General features: G+C 61.1%; 9 protein-coding genes and 2 tRNA genes. 7 read left to right on the top strand and 4 right to left on the bottom strand.

Annotation, left to right across the window (positions count from 1 at the left end; all coding sequences use genetic code 11):
• Nucleotides 1-19: 19 nt before the first annotated feature.
• From ACVWVQ_RS03915 to ACVWVQ_RS03895, 5 genes are all read left to right on the top strand, one after another.
• On the top strand, nt 20-4,702 hold the full coding sequence (locus ACVWVQ_RS03915; RefSeq protein ID WP_457506985.1) for an NINE protein: 4,683 nt from the start codon (nt 20-22) through the stop codon (nt 4,700-4,702).
• A 90-nt stretch (nt 4,703-4,792) separates the two neighbouring features.
• Nucleotides 4,793-6,103 carry a rod shape-determining protein RodA gene (rodA, locus tag ACVWVQ_RS03910; RefSeq protein WP_457506983.1) on the top strand — a complete coding sequence of 437 codons (1,311 nt, stop codon included), beginning with the start codon at nt 4,793-4,795 and terminating at the stop codon, nt 6,101-6,103.
• A gap of 184 nt (nt 6,104-6,287) precedes the next feature.
• Nucleotides 6,288-8,246, top strand: coding sequence for an acetate--CoA ligase (gene acs / locus ACVWVQ_RS03905; RefSeq protein WP_457506981.1), 1,959 nt, complete (start codon nt 6,288-6,290; stop codon nt 8,244-8,246).
• 57 nt (nt 8,247-8,303) lie between these two features.
• Nucleotides 8,304-9,509: a cysteine desulfurase family protein gene (locus ACVWVQ_RS03900; protein ID WP_457506979.1), complete on the top strand. Its 1,206-nt coding sequence runs from the start codon at nt 8,304-8,306 to the stop codon at nt 9,507-9,509.
• A 59-nt stretch (nt 9,510-9,568) separates the two neighbouring features.
• On the top strand, nt 9,569-10,177 hold the full coding sequence (locus ACVWVQ_RS03895; protein ID WP_414355702.1) for a CPP1-like family protein: 609 nt from the start codon (nt 9,569-9,571) through the stop codon (nt 10,175-10,177).
• A 34-nt stretch (nt 10,178-10,211) separates the two neighbouring features.
• Here the strand turns inward: ACVWVQ_RS03895 and ACVWVQ_RS03890 are convergent, their stop codons facing one another.
• From ACVWVQ_RS03890 to lysA, 3 genes are all read right to left on the bottom strand, one after another.
• Nucleotides 10,212-10,958: an isoprenyl transferase gene (locus ACVWVQ_RS03890; protein WP_414355703.1), complete on the bottom strand. Its 747-nt coding sequence runs from the start codon at nt 10,956-10,958 to the stop codon at nt 10,212-10,214.
• Between the two features lie 5 nt (nt 10,959-10,963).
• The gene (gene cdaA, locus ACVWVQ_RS03885; RefSeq protein ID WP_414355704.1) at nt 10,964-11,887 is read right to left on the bottom strand and encodes a diadenylate cyclase CdaA; all 924 of its coding nucleotides are present in this window, start codon (nt 11,885-11,887) and stop codon (nt 10,964-10,966) included.
• 218 nt (nt 11,888-12,105) lie between these two features.
• Entirely contained in the window at nt 12,106-13,485 is a 1,380-nt protein-coding gene (gene lysA, locus ACVWVQ_RS03880; protein WP_457506975.1) for a diaminopimelate decarboxylase, read from the bottom strand.
• A gap of 250 nt (nt 13,486-13,735) precedes the next feature.
• Here lysA and ACVWVQ_RS03875 point away from each other — a divergent pair.
• A tRNA-Tyr gene (locus ACVWVQ_RS03875) sits at nt 13,736-13,821 on the top strand.
• Between the two features lie 8 nt (nt 13,822-13,829).
• A tRNA-Thr gene (locus ACVWVQ_RS03870) sits at nt 13,830-13,901 on the top strand.
• 20 nt (nt 13,902-13,921) lie between these two features.
• Here ACVWVQ_RS03870 and miaB read toward each other — a convergent pair.
• Nucleotides 13,922-15,253: a tRNA (N6-isopentenyl adenosine(37)-C2)-methylthiotransferase MiaB gene (miaB, locus tag ACVWVQ_RS03865; RefSeq protein WP_457506973.1), complete on the bottom strand. Its 1,332-nt coding sequence runs from the start codon at nt 15,251-15,253 to the stop codon at nt 13,922-13,924.
• Between the last annotated feature and the right edge of the window lie 95 nt (nt 15,254-15,348).

Here is a 15,348-nt window from a genome sequence, read left to right as displayed (position 1 = left end):
TTGCTCAAGGAATCTGGCCATGGGATCCCAGGATCGCGCTCTGCCCTCAGGAACAGAGGAGCCGCAATCTGACCGTTCGCGCTCCTCGGACGACGTCCTTTTGCAGCTCACCGTTCGGGGATCCCGGCAGCAGGTGTTGCGAGGTTTGCGAGCTTGGCTGGAGCTGGGCTTACTGACCCCAGAGCACTTTCGCCTGCTGGTGGAGCAGTATCGGCTGGAGGCGGAGGAGAGAGAAGCAAGGCCAGGGGCAGTTTCCCCTGGCGACGAGATCCCGGCCCGTCTTGGCTCGGCCTACGTGCTGTGGCTTTTAGGTTTACTTGGCATTTGTGGCTTGCACCGTTTTTATCTGCGCCGCTGGGGCACGGGGCTGCTCTGGCTGCTTACTTTTGGGCTGCTGGGGATCGGACAGCTCCTGGATTTGATTTGGATCCCGGGGATGGTGCGGGAAAGAAATGCTCGCCTGGCTGGATCTGGAGTTGAGGCGGGAGAAGAGCCCCAAGCTGCCCCTCAACCTGTTCGCGCCAGCGGTGCGGAGCACTATCGCGCTACTCGGACGGAGTCCTTGTCCCCCTCTCCCCCGGCACTGGCTGTTTTGCTGCGGAACTTGCTGTCCGAGCTAAGCGTGACTTGGCTGTTGCTGCTGGGCCTGTTTTTGGTGGTGGTGTCCTCCGGGGTGCTGGCGGCCAGCCGCTGGGAGCAATTTTCCCCAACTGCCCAGTATGGGGTGCTCTTGGCCTACACGGCGGCTTTTGGGGTGGGCGCTGGGTGGGCTCAGCGGCAGGAAGGGCTGCGTCTAACCGGCCAGACTCTCGAGGCCATTGCCTTGCTGCTGGTGCCGGTGAACGTGTGGGCGCTGGATGGGCTGGGGATCCCTTGGGGGATCCGTATCCTGGCGCTGGGCTTGCTGCTGGGGATCCCGTTGGCGGCTGGGCGGCAGGTGCGCTCGCTGAGTTTGTTCGCGCCAGCGGTGCGGAGCACTAGTGCCGGATACGCCTTTTATGGAACCTTGGTGAACTTTTTGTCCCTCTCCGGCTTGCACGCTTTCTGGAGCCTGGGGCCGCAGGAGCTTCGCCCCACGGTTGCCCTGGGGATCCTGTATCTGGGGATCCTCAGCACCGTGATTTACACCTGGAGCCGCCGGTCTCTAGAATTACGGGGCTCCAGGCTCTGGCTAATCGGGGCTGCCGGATCCCTGTTGATCCTGCGGGGGCTGCTGTCTGGGCATGTCCAAGTGTCGCAGTTGGGGTTGGCGGTGGCCCTGTTGGGTTGGCTGGCAGCGGAATGGCCCCAGGGATCCCCGCACATCGTAGCAGAAGGCGCTCAGGAGGGGATGCTCTCCCGCTGGTGGGATGGAAGCTGGGTGCTGTTGGTGGTGGGCTGGCTGCTGGCCGCCATTGGCTTGGCGGAGAGCCGTTTCAGCGGCTGGCAGTTGCCGGGCATTAGCCTGCTGGGGATCCATGTTCTAACCGGGCGTCTGCGCCGACACACCCAGTCGCGTCAGCAGGACGAGATCCTCAGGGTGCATTTGACGTTGCTATTCTTGCTGGGCCTGGAAACTTGCTGGGCTTTTTGGCAGGTGTGGCCCCCAAGCTGGCGGCAAGCAGTTGTGGCTACAGTGATCAACTGGTTTCAGCCCCTTGATTCCCCCTGGGGATTGCTGGGGTTGGTGCTACTGCCCTACGAGGTGCTGTGGTTGGGGTTGGCGGCCCGCTGGCAGAGGAGCACTCCAGAAGCCGGTGAGACAGGCTTTTCTAGGCTGGTAGAACCAACAGAGCGCTTGGTTTTGGGGCTAGGGGGATCCCTGCTGCTCTTGAGCCTTCCCTATCCGGCCATTCGCTTTTGGCACTTGCTTTTGAGCGCCGGGATCCTGGCCTGGTGGCTACAACAAAAGTCCAGATCAGGAGAAACTCCCAACTTTCTTTGGGTACTCCTGACCCACGCCTACGGAGTGGGGGCACTGCTAGCCGGGATCCGCTGGCTTTTGCCCGACTTGTTCGCGCCAGCGGTGCGGAGCACTAGCTTGTCCGCTTGGGGAGTGGTTCTGCTGTTGGTGGGTCTATTGGAATGGGCAGGGCGGGTGGCTCTGGGTGGGTCAGGGCGCTTTTGGGGATTGCCCGTGGGGCTGTGGCAGCGAAGTGCAGATGGCATAGGGCTGGTGCTGGTGGGATCCAGCTACTTGGCGTTTTTGCTGCAACGGCTCCCCGAGTTGTCTGCGACGGGTGAACAATCCTTTGGCTGGCTGTGGCTGCTGGTGCCTCTTGTTTTGACGGCAGCTCAGGTATTGGCCCTGCCCCCCCTGGAGTTCATGCCCCGCTGGCTGCAGAGCCCAGAGCAAGGGGGATTGGGATCCCTTTCCTGGCAGCAGGGGATCCCGGAGCGCGGGTCTTTGCGTTTCCCGGCAGTTCTCTCCCTTTTGCTGGCCCAGTTACTCACCTTTGGAAGGCCGGGGGTTGAGTTTCTGGGTCTGGGCTTGGGGTTGCTGCTGATGGCCACTCAGGTGTGGGTGTGGGCCTCTTTCCCCTCCGCCGACCATGAGCTCCACACCGCCAACGCAGTTGTTCCAGCAGAGGTGCTGTTGACAGTGACGTTTGGCTGGGGGTTCGGTCTGGTGGGAATCCATCGGCTGTTCCCCGCTTTAACGGAGTCAGAATGGCTGACGGCCTTGGGGGTGCTGCTGTTGTTCGCGACAGCGGTGCGGAGCACTAGCGGCTGTCGCTACAGCCTAGGGACTCCGTTCCACTACCTCTCTCCCCGCCTTCGGGCAGCTTACCGACCGGTGCTGGATGGCTTTGGCTTTCTGCTGGGGATCGTACTTTTACTTTCCCTAACGTTGCAGACATTGCAGCCAGAAGCAGGTCGCATCGGTGGTGGAAAGTACCTGGATTCCCCAGTGGCTCTGACCCTGGCCTCTGGGACTGTCCTGGTGGCCATTGTTTTGCGGCTTTGGGTGGAAGTGGCTCCCGCTTTTTATCGCGACGGCGGTGTCCATCCTGCTGGCTTGGAGAGCGAAAGCCCGTCTCCTTCCAGGGCGGAGGATGTCTCAACTGGCGGCAGCGGTCAGGAGGCTTCGTCGGCCATCTCATGGTCTGTAATGGAGGGGCTGTCCTATGGGCTGATCTGGGCTTTGGAGCTACTGGCGGCAAGCGGCGTGTTGTGGGCTGTGCAGGGATCCCGTCCTGTTGCCCCTCTGCTTGCCGTCATCAATCTGAGCCTGGGGATCCTCTTTTGGATTGGGCCGGAAAAATTCTTGCTTGAGGGGGCCGCTCGCGCTGGCGGGACAAAGTCTTTGGGGGGGCAGCTCCTGCAACAGGTCAGGGCCCTGAGCTTCTGGCGGACGGGGCCTTTGATCTATGCAGGGTTGGGCTGGCTGGGATCCCATGCCCAGTGGAGTGAGGTAACGGGCTTGGGCAGCTTAGGTCTCTCCATCGTGTTGCTGGGCCTGGGGCGTCGACAGGCGGTCCAACGGGCGCAAGAGCAAGGCCGGGAAGACCTCCGTCCTGCCAACTGGAAAGGGCTCCTGGGCGCTTGGGGCGTGTCTGTGGCCGCCTACGAGAGCTGGCTTTACTTCCTCAGCCAGCGAACTGGGGGATCCCTGGCAAATGGGTTGGTGTTGATCGCTCTGTTAGGGCTGAGCTTGGCCTGGGGCTACGGCTTTTGTCCCCCTTGGCTGGCGGCGACCCTGCAGCTTAAAAGAGCTGGGTTGCGCTGGATGGCCTTGGCCAACTGGGCTCTGGCCAGCCTTGTCCTCTGGTCTGCCCTTTTCGATCCTCGCCTCAGCCGTTGGGGACAGCTCCTCTGGGTGCTGACGGGATCCGGCCTGGTGGCCTATGCCGCCGGACAGGCGAGAACCTCAACTTCAGAATCTCCAACAGAGCAAAATTGGGTGCCAACGGTCTGGGGTTACCTCAGTGCATGGCAAGGAGCTGGGGTTCTGCTGGGCGGTGTGTTCCTGGGGCTGCCGCAGCTATCCATAGCGCGGTGGGCCGGATCCCTGCTCTGTGGGCTGGGGCTGGTTTACCATGGCTTGCCCTGGCGACGGTGGGGCTGGCCGGCGGCTCCTTGGCAGAATACAGCCTTGGTGCTGCCCCTGGCCGCTTTTCTGGTAACCGCGGGAGGAAATAACACCCTTAATCTGCTGCTGGGGGCAACCTACTATGCCCTGCTGGCTATCTGGAGATCCCAAGTGCGCCTGGGCTATGTCAGCCTGTTCTTGAGCAACTGGATCCTCTGGGATTACATCCAGCAACAGGACTGGTCTTCTCTCACGTTCTCCGCCCTGCCCCTGGTGGGATCCCTGCTCTATGTGGCCCAGGTGGATCCGGGATTACAGGAAACCAACGGACGGCGGGGGCGGCATTGGCTGCGGCTGGTTTCCTTGGGCACATGGCTGCTGGTGGTGCTGGTGGAAACTCACGGGCAACGGTGGACGGGCTTTTGGCCGGTAGGGTTGGGTTTGGCCTTGGGTCTGCTGGGCTTGGCCTTGCGGGTAAGAGCCTATCTCTTCGTGGGCACGCTGGCCTTTGGGCTGGGGATCCTGCGGCAGGGATGGCTGTTGGTAACAACTGATGCGCTGCTGCTCTGGGCCACTGGGATCCTGCTGGGCCTGCTTCTGATTTGGACGGCAGCCAATCTTGAAGGGCGTCGAGAAGAGGTGGGATCCCGCCTCTCCGCTTGGCTAGGGCAACTGCAGAGCTGGGAATAGCTCCCCCCGTGGGAGAGGGGTCGAGAGTGAGCCAGTGGGGCAAGGGGCATGTCAAACTGGTGCTGGCCTTGCTTTGGAGGATGGGGTCTATTGCTGGGCAACGTTGACCCAAAGGTGTCTTCTCAGCCTAGGTGGAAAAAGCTTCTGCGGCAGATCTTGGCTCCCTGGCGCGAGTTCGATGGCATGTTGCTGGCCACAGTGCTGGCCTTGACGGGCATCGGCATTCTTGCCATCCGCAGCGCAGTCTGGGAGCGTCCCATCAGCCACTACTGGGTACAGCAGTTGATCATGGCCGGGATCAGCCTGGTGTTTTTGGGAATGGTAGCCCGGATCCCGTATGAGCGGCTGTTGCGCTGGCACTGGTTCACCTACTTCCTGACCTTGGCGAGTTTAATTGCAGTGCTCTTTTTCGGCACAGCAGGCGGAGGAGCGGAGCGCTGGCTCTCCATCGCTGGCTTTCAGGTGCAGCCTTCTGAGTTTGCCAAGCTGGGGGTAATTGTTACCCTGGCTGCTCTCCTGCACCACTGGCCGATCAAGTACTTCAGCCAGATTTGGGTGGCCGTTGCCGTCATTGCTCCTCCCTGGATCTTGATTTTCCTGCAGCCCAACCTGGGCACTGCCCTGGTGTTTGTGGTGATTGTCCTGGTCATGCTCTACTGGGCCGGGGCCAAGGGCAGTTGGATCCTCTTGCTCCTGTCGCCGGGGGTGGGAGCCATTCTCTATGGCTTACACACTCGCCCAGAGCTGAGCTGGATGCTTTGGGTTTGGCTGCTCTGGTGTCTGGGAATGGCGGGGTTGGCTGCTTGGCGTCTCCCCTGGCAGTGGACGGGGGCCGTAACTTTTGGGGTAATCAACCTGCTCTCGGGGCAGTTGGGTCAGCTAGCTTGGCACCTTCTCAAGCCCTATCAGCGGCGGCGGCTGGAGATTTTTATCGATCCCATGCAAGAGCCCTGGGGAGCCGGCTATCACCTCATTCAATCCCGCATTGCCATCGGAGCCGGCGGCCTCTGGGGCCGCGGTATCCAGCAGGGCACCCAAACCCAGCTGGACTTCATCCCCGAACAGCACACGGATTTTATTTTCTCGGCCATTGGGGAAGAGATGGGTTTTATCGGCACCCTGACGGTGCTGATCCTGTTTTGGATCCTGTGTGCGCGGCTGATCTGGATTGCCCAAGGGGCCAAGGACAATTTTGGATCCCTGATTGCCATTGGGGTGCTGGCGATGATCCTCTTTCAGGCGGTGGTGAACATCAGCATGACCATCGGCCTGGCCCCGATTACCGGCTTGCCTTTGCCTTTTCTAAGTTATGGCCGCTCGGCTCTGCTGACCAATTTTCTGGCCATCGGCTTGGTGGAGTCGGTGGTGATGCACCGCCAACGTGCCACCTTTTTCACCTGAGCCCTGCCTGGGAATACCCCTGAACCACTTCTCATTCAAAAAATCTTCAGAATCTTTACAATCAATTGAGATTGCCTGCCCATCCCTTGCCCTACCCTCGCCGGGATTTGTATTCTACTGCAATTCCATCCCCTCGCCCTTCTGTGGGCGTTGCAGAACTTCTTTTCCTCACTCATCTTTGACCATGTCTCAACCCGCCCTCGAATCCATCCTGCAGGAAAAGCGCCTTTTCCCCCCGCCCCCTTCGTTTGTGCAACAGGCCCGCATCACCCCCAGTCGCTACCAACAGCTTTGTCAGGAAGCCGAGGCGGATCCCTTAGGTTTTTGGGAACGGCTGGCTCGGCAGGAGTTGCACTGGTTTCAGCCTTGGCAGCAGGTGTTGCACTGGGATCCTCCCCAGGCGCAGTGGTTTGTGGGAGGACAGCTCAACCTCAGCTACAACTGCTTGGATCGCCACCTGGAAAATGGCCGCCGCCACAAACTGGCCCTGATCTGGGAGGGAGAACCGGGGGACATTCGCACCTTGACCTATGAGCAGCTCCATCGCGAGGTCTGCCGTTGGGCCAACGGCCTGAAGGCCCTGGGCATTCAAAAAGGGGATCGGGTGGGGATCTACATGCCGATGATCCCGGAAGCCGTCATGGCCATGCTGGCCTGTGCTCGGCTCGGGGCAGCCCATACGGTGGTGTTTGGGGGCTTTAGCGCGGAGGCTCTCAAGGAGCGGCTGCGGGATGCGGAAGCCAAAGCCGTGATCACCGCCGATGGGGGCTGGCGCAAAGATGCGATTGTCCCCCTCAAGCCGCAGGTGGACTTGGCGCTGGCAGAGGGAGTGCCCACTGTCGAAAACGTCTTGGTGGTGCGGCGGACGGGGCAAGCCGTGCCGATGACCCCAGGCCGAGATGTTTGGTGGCATGAGCTGGCTCCTGGCTTGGAGGAAGCGTGCCCTGCCGAGCCGATGGACTCGGAGGCGATGCTGTTTATCCTCTACACCTCCGGCACCACCGGCAAGCCCAAAGGCGTTGTCCACACCAGCGGCGGCTACAACCTCTACACCCACATCACCTGCCAGTGGATCTTCGATTTGCACGAAGAAGACATCTACTGGTGTACTGCCGATATCGGTTGGATCACGGGACACAGCTACATCGTCTATGGCCCCCTCTCCAACGGGGCAACGGTGTTTATGTACGAAGGGGCGCCGCGACCGTCCAAGCCCGATTGCTTCTGGGAGTTAATCGCCCGTCACCGCATCTCCATTTTTTACACTGCTCCAACGGCCATCCGGGCCTTTATGAGAAGTGGCGACGCCCTGCCCCGTCGGCATGATCTCTCTTCGCTGCGCCTGTTGGGCACGGTTGGCGAGCCGATCAATCCCGAAGCTTGGATGTGGTACCACACCGTCATCGGCAACGAGCGCTGCCCCATTGTGGATACCTGGTGGCAGACCGAAACCGGCGGCATTATGATTTCGCCCTTGCCGGGGGTTACCGCCACCAAGCCGGGATCGGCTACCCGTCCTTTTCCGGGCATTCAAGCAGATGTTGTCGATATGGAGGGGAACCCGGCACCCGAAGGGGGGTATTTGGTGATCCGTCGCCCCTGGCCGGGCATGATGCGCACTATCTATAGAGATCCGCAGCGGTTCCACACCAGCTACTGGGAGCGGATCCCTCCCCAAGATGGGCAGTATTTCTACTTTGCCGGGGATGGGGCCCGCCGGGATGAAGACGGTTATTTTTGGGTGATGGGCCGGGTGGACGATGTCATCAATGTGGCAGGACATCGCCTCGGCACGATGGAACTTGAATCGGCCTTGGTGTCTCATCCTGCAGTTGCCGAAGCGGCTGTGGTCGGTCGCCCAGATGACCTCAAAGGCGAGGTGATCGTGGCCTTTGTCATCCTGTCGGAGGGCTATGAGCCCAGCGAAGCGCTGCGCCAAGCGTTGATGCAACATGTGGTCTCCGAAATCGGGGCCATTGCCCGCCCCAGCGAAATTCGCTTCACCGAGGCCCTGCCCAAAACCCGCTCCGGCAAGATCATGCGCCGTTTGCTGCGGGATTTGGCGGCTGGCGCCGGCATCAGTGGCGATACCTCCACCCTCGAAGATCGCGGGGTGCTAGAACGGCTGCGCCAAGGGGTATGAGCCGACCACAACCCCGCACTAAGATGAGGACATTGAGTCCTGGGTTGTGAAGTCTTCATGTTGCCTCTGGATCCCACCCTGTACTTCGACCACAGCGCCACCACTCCCCCCCGGCCCGAGGTCATTGAGGCCATGCGGATGGCGATGCAGGAAAGCTGGGGCAATCCCTCTAGCTTGCATGGGTGGGGAGAACGGGCCGCCATGGCCATGGAGCGGGCGCGGCAACAGGTGGCCGAGCTGCTTAACTGTGAGCCGGAGGCGCTGCTGTTTACCTCGGGGGGGACAGAATCCAACAACTTGGCCCTCTTTGGGGTGGCCCAGTGCTACTCCACTCCCCAGCACCTGATCCTCTCCAGTGTGGAGCATGCCTCGGTGGAAAATGCTGCCCGCCAGTTGCAGTCCCAGGGTTGGCAGGTCACCCGTCTGCCGGTGAACGCCGCCGGCCAGGTGGATCCCCAGACTTTGATCCAGGCGCTGCAACCCAATACCGTTTTGGTCTCCATCGTCCACGGCCAAAATGAGGTGGGATCCCTGCAGCCCATTGCAGAGCTGGGTCAGATCTGTCGCCAGGCGGGGGTGCTCTTCCACACCGACGCTGTGCAGACGGTGGGGCGGATCCCGCTGGATCTGGCGCAACTGCCGGTGGATCTGCTCTCCCTTTCCGGGCATAAACTCTACGGGCCCCAGGGGGTGGGGGCGCTGTACGTGCGCCCAGGGGTGGAGCTGCGACCGCTGCTGCGGGGGGGTGGGCAAGAACGGCGGCTGCGGGCTGGCACCCAAGGGATCCCGGGCATTGTCGGCTTGGGAGTGGCGGCAGCTTTGGCGGCCCAAGAGCTATCTCAAGAAACGGCCCGCCTGCGGCAATTGCAACGGCATTTGGCCCAGTTGCTAGCGGAGGTGCCCGGTTTGCGGCTGACCGGCCCCGTCCGTTTGGAGCAGCGCCTGCCCCACCACCTCAGCTACTGCGCCGCAGGGATCCCGGGGAATGTGCTGGTCAGGGCCCTAAGCCGCCAGGGGATCGCCATTAGCGCCGGCTCCGCCTGTAGCAGCGGCCAACTGATCCCCAGCCGCATCCTCTTGGCCATGGGCTATTCGGAAGCCGAGGCACTGGGATCCATTCGCCTTAGCCTTGGCAAAGCCACCACCTACGCTGCGGTTGAGTATGTAGCCCGATGTCTGCAGGCAGTAATTGCCTCGACCTCCGAATCCGGATCCCTGGAGGATGGGGCAACTCAATCCCCGTTGTCGGTTCCTGTCGCGTAGCCGGATCGAAGGTTGGGCAGGCTGGGTTAAGGTGATAGAGAGTTAAAGGGCTGGTCGCTATGGCTGAGATGAGTCCGTATCAGGTGTTGGGAATTAGCGAAGAAGCCTCCTTTGAAGAAATTCAATCGGCGCGGGCTAGGCTCCTGGCCAGCTTGGGCGCGGACGAACAGCAGCAGGAGCGGGTGGAGCAAGCCTACGATGCCATCCTGATGCAGCGCCTGCGCCTGCGCAAAGAGGGCAAAATCGCCGTTCCCGACCGCATTCGCTACGCCGAACAACGGGCTGCCCATCCTGAGCCGGAGCTGAGTTTGCCCCGCCCTGCTGCCCAAAATCCGCCTTGGGTCAGCCGCTGGCTGGATACCCCCTCTACCGCCGATGCGCTCTGGCCTGCGGCGCTGCTGGGTGGACTGGTGGGTTGGGTTATCTTGGCTCCCGATGAGTACCCCTCGCTGCAACTGGCCTTGGGGCTGATGGCTTGTATCTATTTCCTGTACCGCAAAGAGCGCCGCTTCATTCGCGCTTTTCTCTTGGCTCTGGCGGCCTTGAGCCTGGGGCTGATGTTGGCCTACGGCATTGCCCTTCCCCTCACCGGTGGCGATGCTCCTGGCGCGCTGTTGGTGGGGATCACGTTTGCGGTGATGTGGTTGGTGACCAGCTTTTTGCGCTAGCTGCCGGTTTGCGACAGATATTCAACCTGGAACCTCACCTGCCAAACCGCCGCTGCCGCGACTGATAGCTAAGCAAGGCTTGGTGAAAAGCGGCTCGGTCAAAATCCGGCCAGAGAATGGGGGTGAAATACTGCTCGGTGTAGGCCATCTGCCAGAGCAGGAAGTTGCTGATGCGCATCTCGCCACTGGTGCGGATCAGCAGGTCAGGATCGGAGAGGCCGGTGGTGTAGAGAAATTGGGAAAAGAGGGCCTCGTCAATCTGATCCGGCTGCAGCAGCCCCTGCTGCACCAAGGTGGCAATGGAGCGGCAGGCCTGCAGGATCTCCTGTCTTCCCCCGTAGTTGAGGGCCACCGTCAGGCAAATGCCCTTGTTGTGCTGGGTGCATTCCACCGCATGCACGATGGTTTCCTGCAGAGAGTGAGGCAGAGCCGACAACTGGCCGGCAAACTGGATGCGCACCCCCTGCTGCACCATTTCCCCCAACTCCCGCCACAGCACCTGTTCGAACAACGTCATGAGGAAATCCACTTCCTCGCGGGCACGGCCCCAGTTCTCGGTGGAGAAGGCATAGGCGGTAAGGGCCGGGATCCCCCAATCATTGCAACAGCGCAGCAGCTCCTTCAGGGCCGATACCCCTCGCTGATGCCCAACGCTGCGGGGTAAACCCCGTTTTTGCGCCCAACGCCCGTTGCCATCCATCACCACCGCCACATGGCGGGGCAACAACTGGGGATCCAGGTCGGCAGGCAAGTGCAGAAGATGGGCAGGAGAAAGGGTCATGGGGATCAGTCTTTCGGGAGGGTTTTCTCAGGTTTGCGAAAGAGTTTAGTTAGATCGGAGAGGGATCCCCACCAGCGCAGCGGCCCATTGCGAAACCAGGGGTAGGCCCACAATCCCCGTAGCGGAGCATCTCGTTTTTTGGCATCGCGGGGATTGCGCAACCGCTGTACCAGCAGCTCGTGTAACTTGGCACTGGTCAGAGGTCGCTCGATGCGCCCACCCTCCGCCAGCGAGATGCAGCCCGTTTCTTCTGAGACCACAATACACAAGCAATTGGTCTGTTCTGTGATCCCCATCGCAGCACGGTGCCGTGTGCCCAGTTGCCGAGAGGCGGCCCGCTCCGAAACCGGCAGGATGACCCCCGCTGCGCGAATGCGATCCCGATGGATGACCACAGCCCCATCATGCAACAAAGTTGAAGTCTGGAAAATGGTCTGCAAGATCTCCCGCGACACCCGCGCCTGGAGAGGTACTCCTTTGTCGGTAAACACCCGCGAGTCAATTGGCTGCTCCGGCTCGATGACAATCAGCGCTCCTGTGCGGTTTTGGGAAAGTTCTCGCACTGCTTGCACCAGTTCTTCCACCAAATCTTCCTCAGGATCCTCCTCGTCATCGCCTGCGTTGCTCGGCCACTCCATGCGGATGGCTCTTGCCAATTGCTCCAGCAGCCGCCGAAACTCCGGTTGAAAGAGCACGCCCATGGCTACGGCTGCGCCCAGGAGCAGGCGATCCAAGATCAGGTGAACCAAGGGGAGAGAGGCTGTGGCCAGGTACAGCACCAGCAGCACTATAAATCCCCTCACCAGCACCCCAGCACGACTTTCGCGGGTGTAGTAGAGAGCCAAAGCCAACAGAAAGACAGCCAGAGCCCAGTCCAAGAGGCTGAGAAAGTTAAACTGCTGTAGCCAAGCCCATAAGGCCGCCAGCATGGCGAAAAACCCCGTTCACGCTCCCCTCATTGCGGACCTTCTGCCTGGTGCCGTTCTGCACCTCAGAACCCCTGTTGGACTGCGGCCCCCAGACCAGCCTACCACTCACCTCCTGGCTGTCTTCCAGTCTTTCTCGCATGAGGTGCGTTGGCTGCGGTCGGCGCTGCCAGGAAAGGCTGTGCCTCTACTGACCAGATGGGTATGGGCAAACTTCCCCTTCAACGCAGCAACCGCTCTGGCAAGACATCTTGACGGATTAAGTCGGCATAAGTTTCTCGCCGCACAATCAACTGGGCCTCTCCCTCGTTGACCAGCACCGCGGCTGGCCGAGGGAAGCGATTGTAATTGGAAGCCATGCTGTAGTTGTAGGCCCCCGTCGCCAAAACCACCAACACTTCTCCTGCCATTGGAGCGGGCAGAAGCACATCCTTCAACAGCACATCCCCCGACTCGCAGTGCTTGCCGGCCACCGTTACCCGCTGCGTGGCCTCTGCCTCTGGTCGGTTGGCCAGAAGGGCGGTATAGCGGGCTTGATAGGTGATCGGGCGCGGGTTGTCGGACATACCACCGTCGATGGTGATGTAGGTGCGTCCCTGGGGCAGGTCATCGCTGGGAGGGATCCGCTTTTGCCCTCCCAGGGTGTAGGCGGTCACGGCAGCCGGCCCAATCACAGATCGTCCAGGCTCGCAGAGCACCTTGGGCAAAGGGATCCCGGACTGGGCAAAGGCTTGTTGCACCGCCGTTGCCACAGTTTCCACCCACTCCGGGATGGAGGGGGGATCATCGGATTCGATATAGCGGATCCCCAGGCCCCCACCCACATTGAGCTCTTGTAGGGGCAACCCTCTGTCCAGCCCTTGCCGCCAGATCTGGGCCAGCACCCCCGCCAGGTCTCGGTGGCCCTGCAGATCAAAAATCTGCGACCCAATGTGGGCGTGGAGCCCGACGCACTGCAACTGAGGATGGGCGGCCAAAAAATCCAGCACTTCCGGCAATTGCCATCGCCCGATGCCGAATTTGCTGTCGGTTTGCCCGGTACGAATGTACTCGTGGGTGTGGACGTCGATACCGGGGTTAACCCGCAGGAGCAGCCGCGCTGGCCGTTCGGGTGTGGCCAGGGCCGAGACCTGCTGCAGCTCGTACAGGCTATCCGCCACCACAGTACAGCCTGTCTCCAGGGCTAAGTTCAGCTCCTCAAGAGACTTGGCGTTGCCGTGCAGATAGAGATCTTCACCTTTGGCCCCCGCCTGCAGGGCTGTGTACAGCTCCCCGCCGGAAGCCACATCCAACCCCAGCCCTTCTTGCAGAGCCAGAGCACAAATGGCCAGGCAGTTCCAGGCTTTCGTGGCGTACAAAACCCGGGATCCCCCGGCGTAGCAGCGGGCCCAGGTGTCGCGGTAAAGCTGGCAGGCGCGGCGCAGCGTCCACTCGTCCAGGATGTAGAGAGGGGATCCGAACTGGCGCACCAGCTCCACCACGTCGCACCCCCCAATTTCCAAGTGCCCCCGGCTGTTGATACGGCTGGTCAAGGGGCGCAAAGACTGGTTGGGGGAAAGGGTCTGCTCTGGATGGGTGGGAGTGCCGAGGGTCGAAATCATGGTCAGGGGCCGAAGGACTGTTTTCAACGATATCAAGTTCCGCGTTCAGCTTGTCTTGAAAAATGTCCAGCCCCGACCCGATCCGGCTTTTTCCGGCAGCTTCCCTCTGTAGCCAGCTCTGGCGCCACCTCATTGTCTGCACGAGGATCCGATGGCTTCCCAGCTCTGGCCTCTCGATTAAGGCGGCTGATGATGGGAGCAGGTCTGATTTGGGCAACACCTTCTGCTATGATGAAAGACCGGTGTCAATGGGTCGATGCCCGAGGGGTTAAAGGGGGCGGACTGTAAATCCGCTGGCTTACGCCTACGTTGGTTCGAATCCAACTCGGCCCACCATCGGCTTTGCCCACGTGGCTCAGTGGTAGAGCACCCCCTTGGTAAGGGGGAGGTCACGAGTTCGATCCTCGTCGTGGGCTTGGCAATTTAGAGATAATCTTCAGCCGATAGTGCCAACGGCAACTGCCTCGCCGGTCAACGAAAAAGCCCGCGTGGCGGTAATGCGCACCGGCACCAGGGATCCCTTCAGTTGCTCTGGATCCCCTTCGAAGAACACCAAGCGATTGCCGCGGGTACGCCCCATTGCCTGGCGGGGGTTTTTCGGGTTGGGGCCTTCCACCAGCACCTCTTGCACCTGGCCTAGGAGTCGGGCACTGCGGGCGGCGGCCACCTCGGCCACCAGTCGGTTCAGCCGTTGCAGGCGGTCGCTTTTTTCCTCCTCGGGCACTTGGTCGGGCCACTCAGCGGCGGGGGTGCCGGGACGAGGGGAGTAGGCGGCGGTGTTCACTTGGTCAAAGCCGATATCCTGCACCAGTTGCAGGGTTTCTTGGAACTGAGCTTCGGTCTCTCCCGGGAAGCCGACAATGGCATCGGCGCTGATGGCCGCTTCGGGCATGTATTGGCGGATGAGCTGGATGATCTGGCGATAGCGCTCGTGGGTGTAGCCGCGCCGCATCCGCTTGAGCACTTCGTTGCTGCCCGCCTGGAAGGGAATGTGGAAGTGCTCGCAGACTTTGGGCAGCTCGGCGCAGGTGGCGATCAGCTCCTCGGTAAAGTAGCGCGGGTGGCTGGTGGCAAAGCGAATCCGTTCAATACCTTCCACCGAATGGACGAAGCGCAACAAGCTGGCCAGGTTGGTTTTGGGATCCAGATCCCGTCCGTAGGCATCGATGTTCTGCCCCAGCAACGTCACCTCTCGATAGCCTGCTCTGGCCACGTCTTCGATTTCGGCGCGGATGGCCTGGGGCTGGCGGGACTGCTCTTGCCCTCGCACCCGCGGCACGATGCAGTAGGTGCAGCGCTCGTTGCAACCGTAGATAACGTTGATCCAAGCAGTGACCTGGCTGTCGCGACGGGGCTTGGTGATGTCTTCTGGGATCTCAACCGGCTCGGTGGCCACCACCTGGTTTCCGGCTTCCACCTGCGCCAACAGATCCCCAAGGCGGTTCACGTACTGGGGGCCCATGACCAGATCCAGCTCAGGGACGCGGCGCAACAATTTTTCCCCTTCCTGCTGGGCCACACAGCCGGCCACGATCAGCTTGATGGCCGGGTTCTTGCGCTTGCGCTGTGCCTGGATGCCCAGGTAGGAATAGACCTTCTGCTCAGCATTGTCGCGGATGGTGCAGGTGTTGTAGAGAACTAAGTCTGCCTGCAACTCATCTTCGGTGGCCACATACCCCAGGGACTCCAGGATCCCGGCCATGCGCTCGGTATCGGCGCGGTTCATTTGGCAGCCGAAGGTGATGGTGTGGTAGGTGGGAGCAGCCATGGGAAGAAACAGTACGAAGAACCACCATCTTCGAGCTTAGCGGATCCTTAAAATGGCTGCGGGGCTTGAGACTCCAACAGTTAATCTAGCTAGAT

This window comes from Thermostichus sp. MS-CIW-36 (assembly GCF_054059035.1).
The sequence above is the reverse complement of the archived record's forward strand: the minus strand, read 5'-3'. Positions and strand labels throughout refer to the sequence as shown.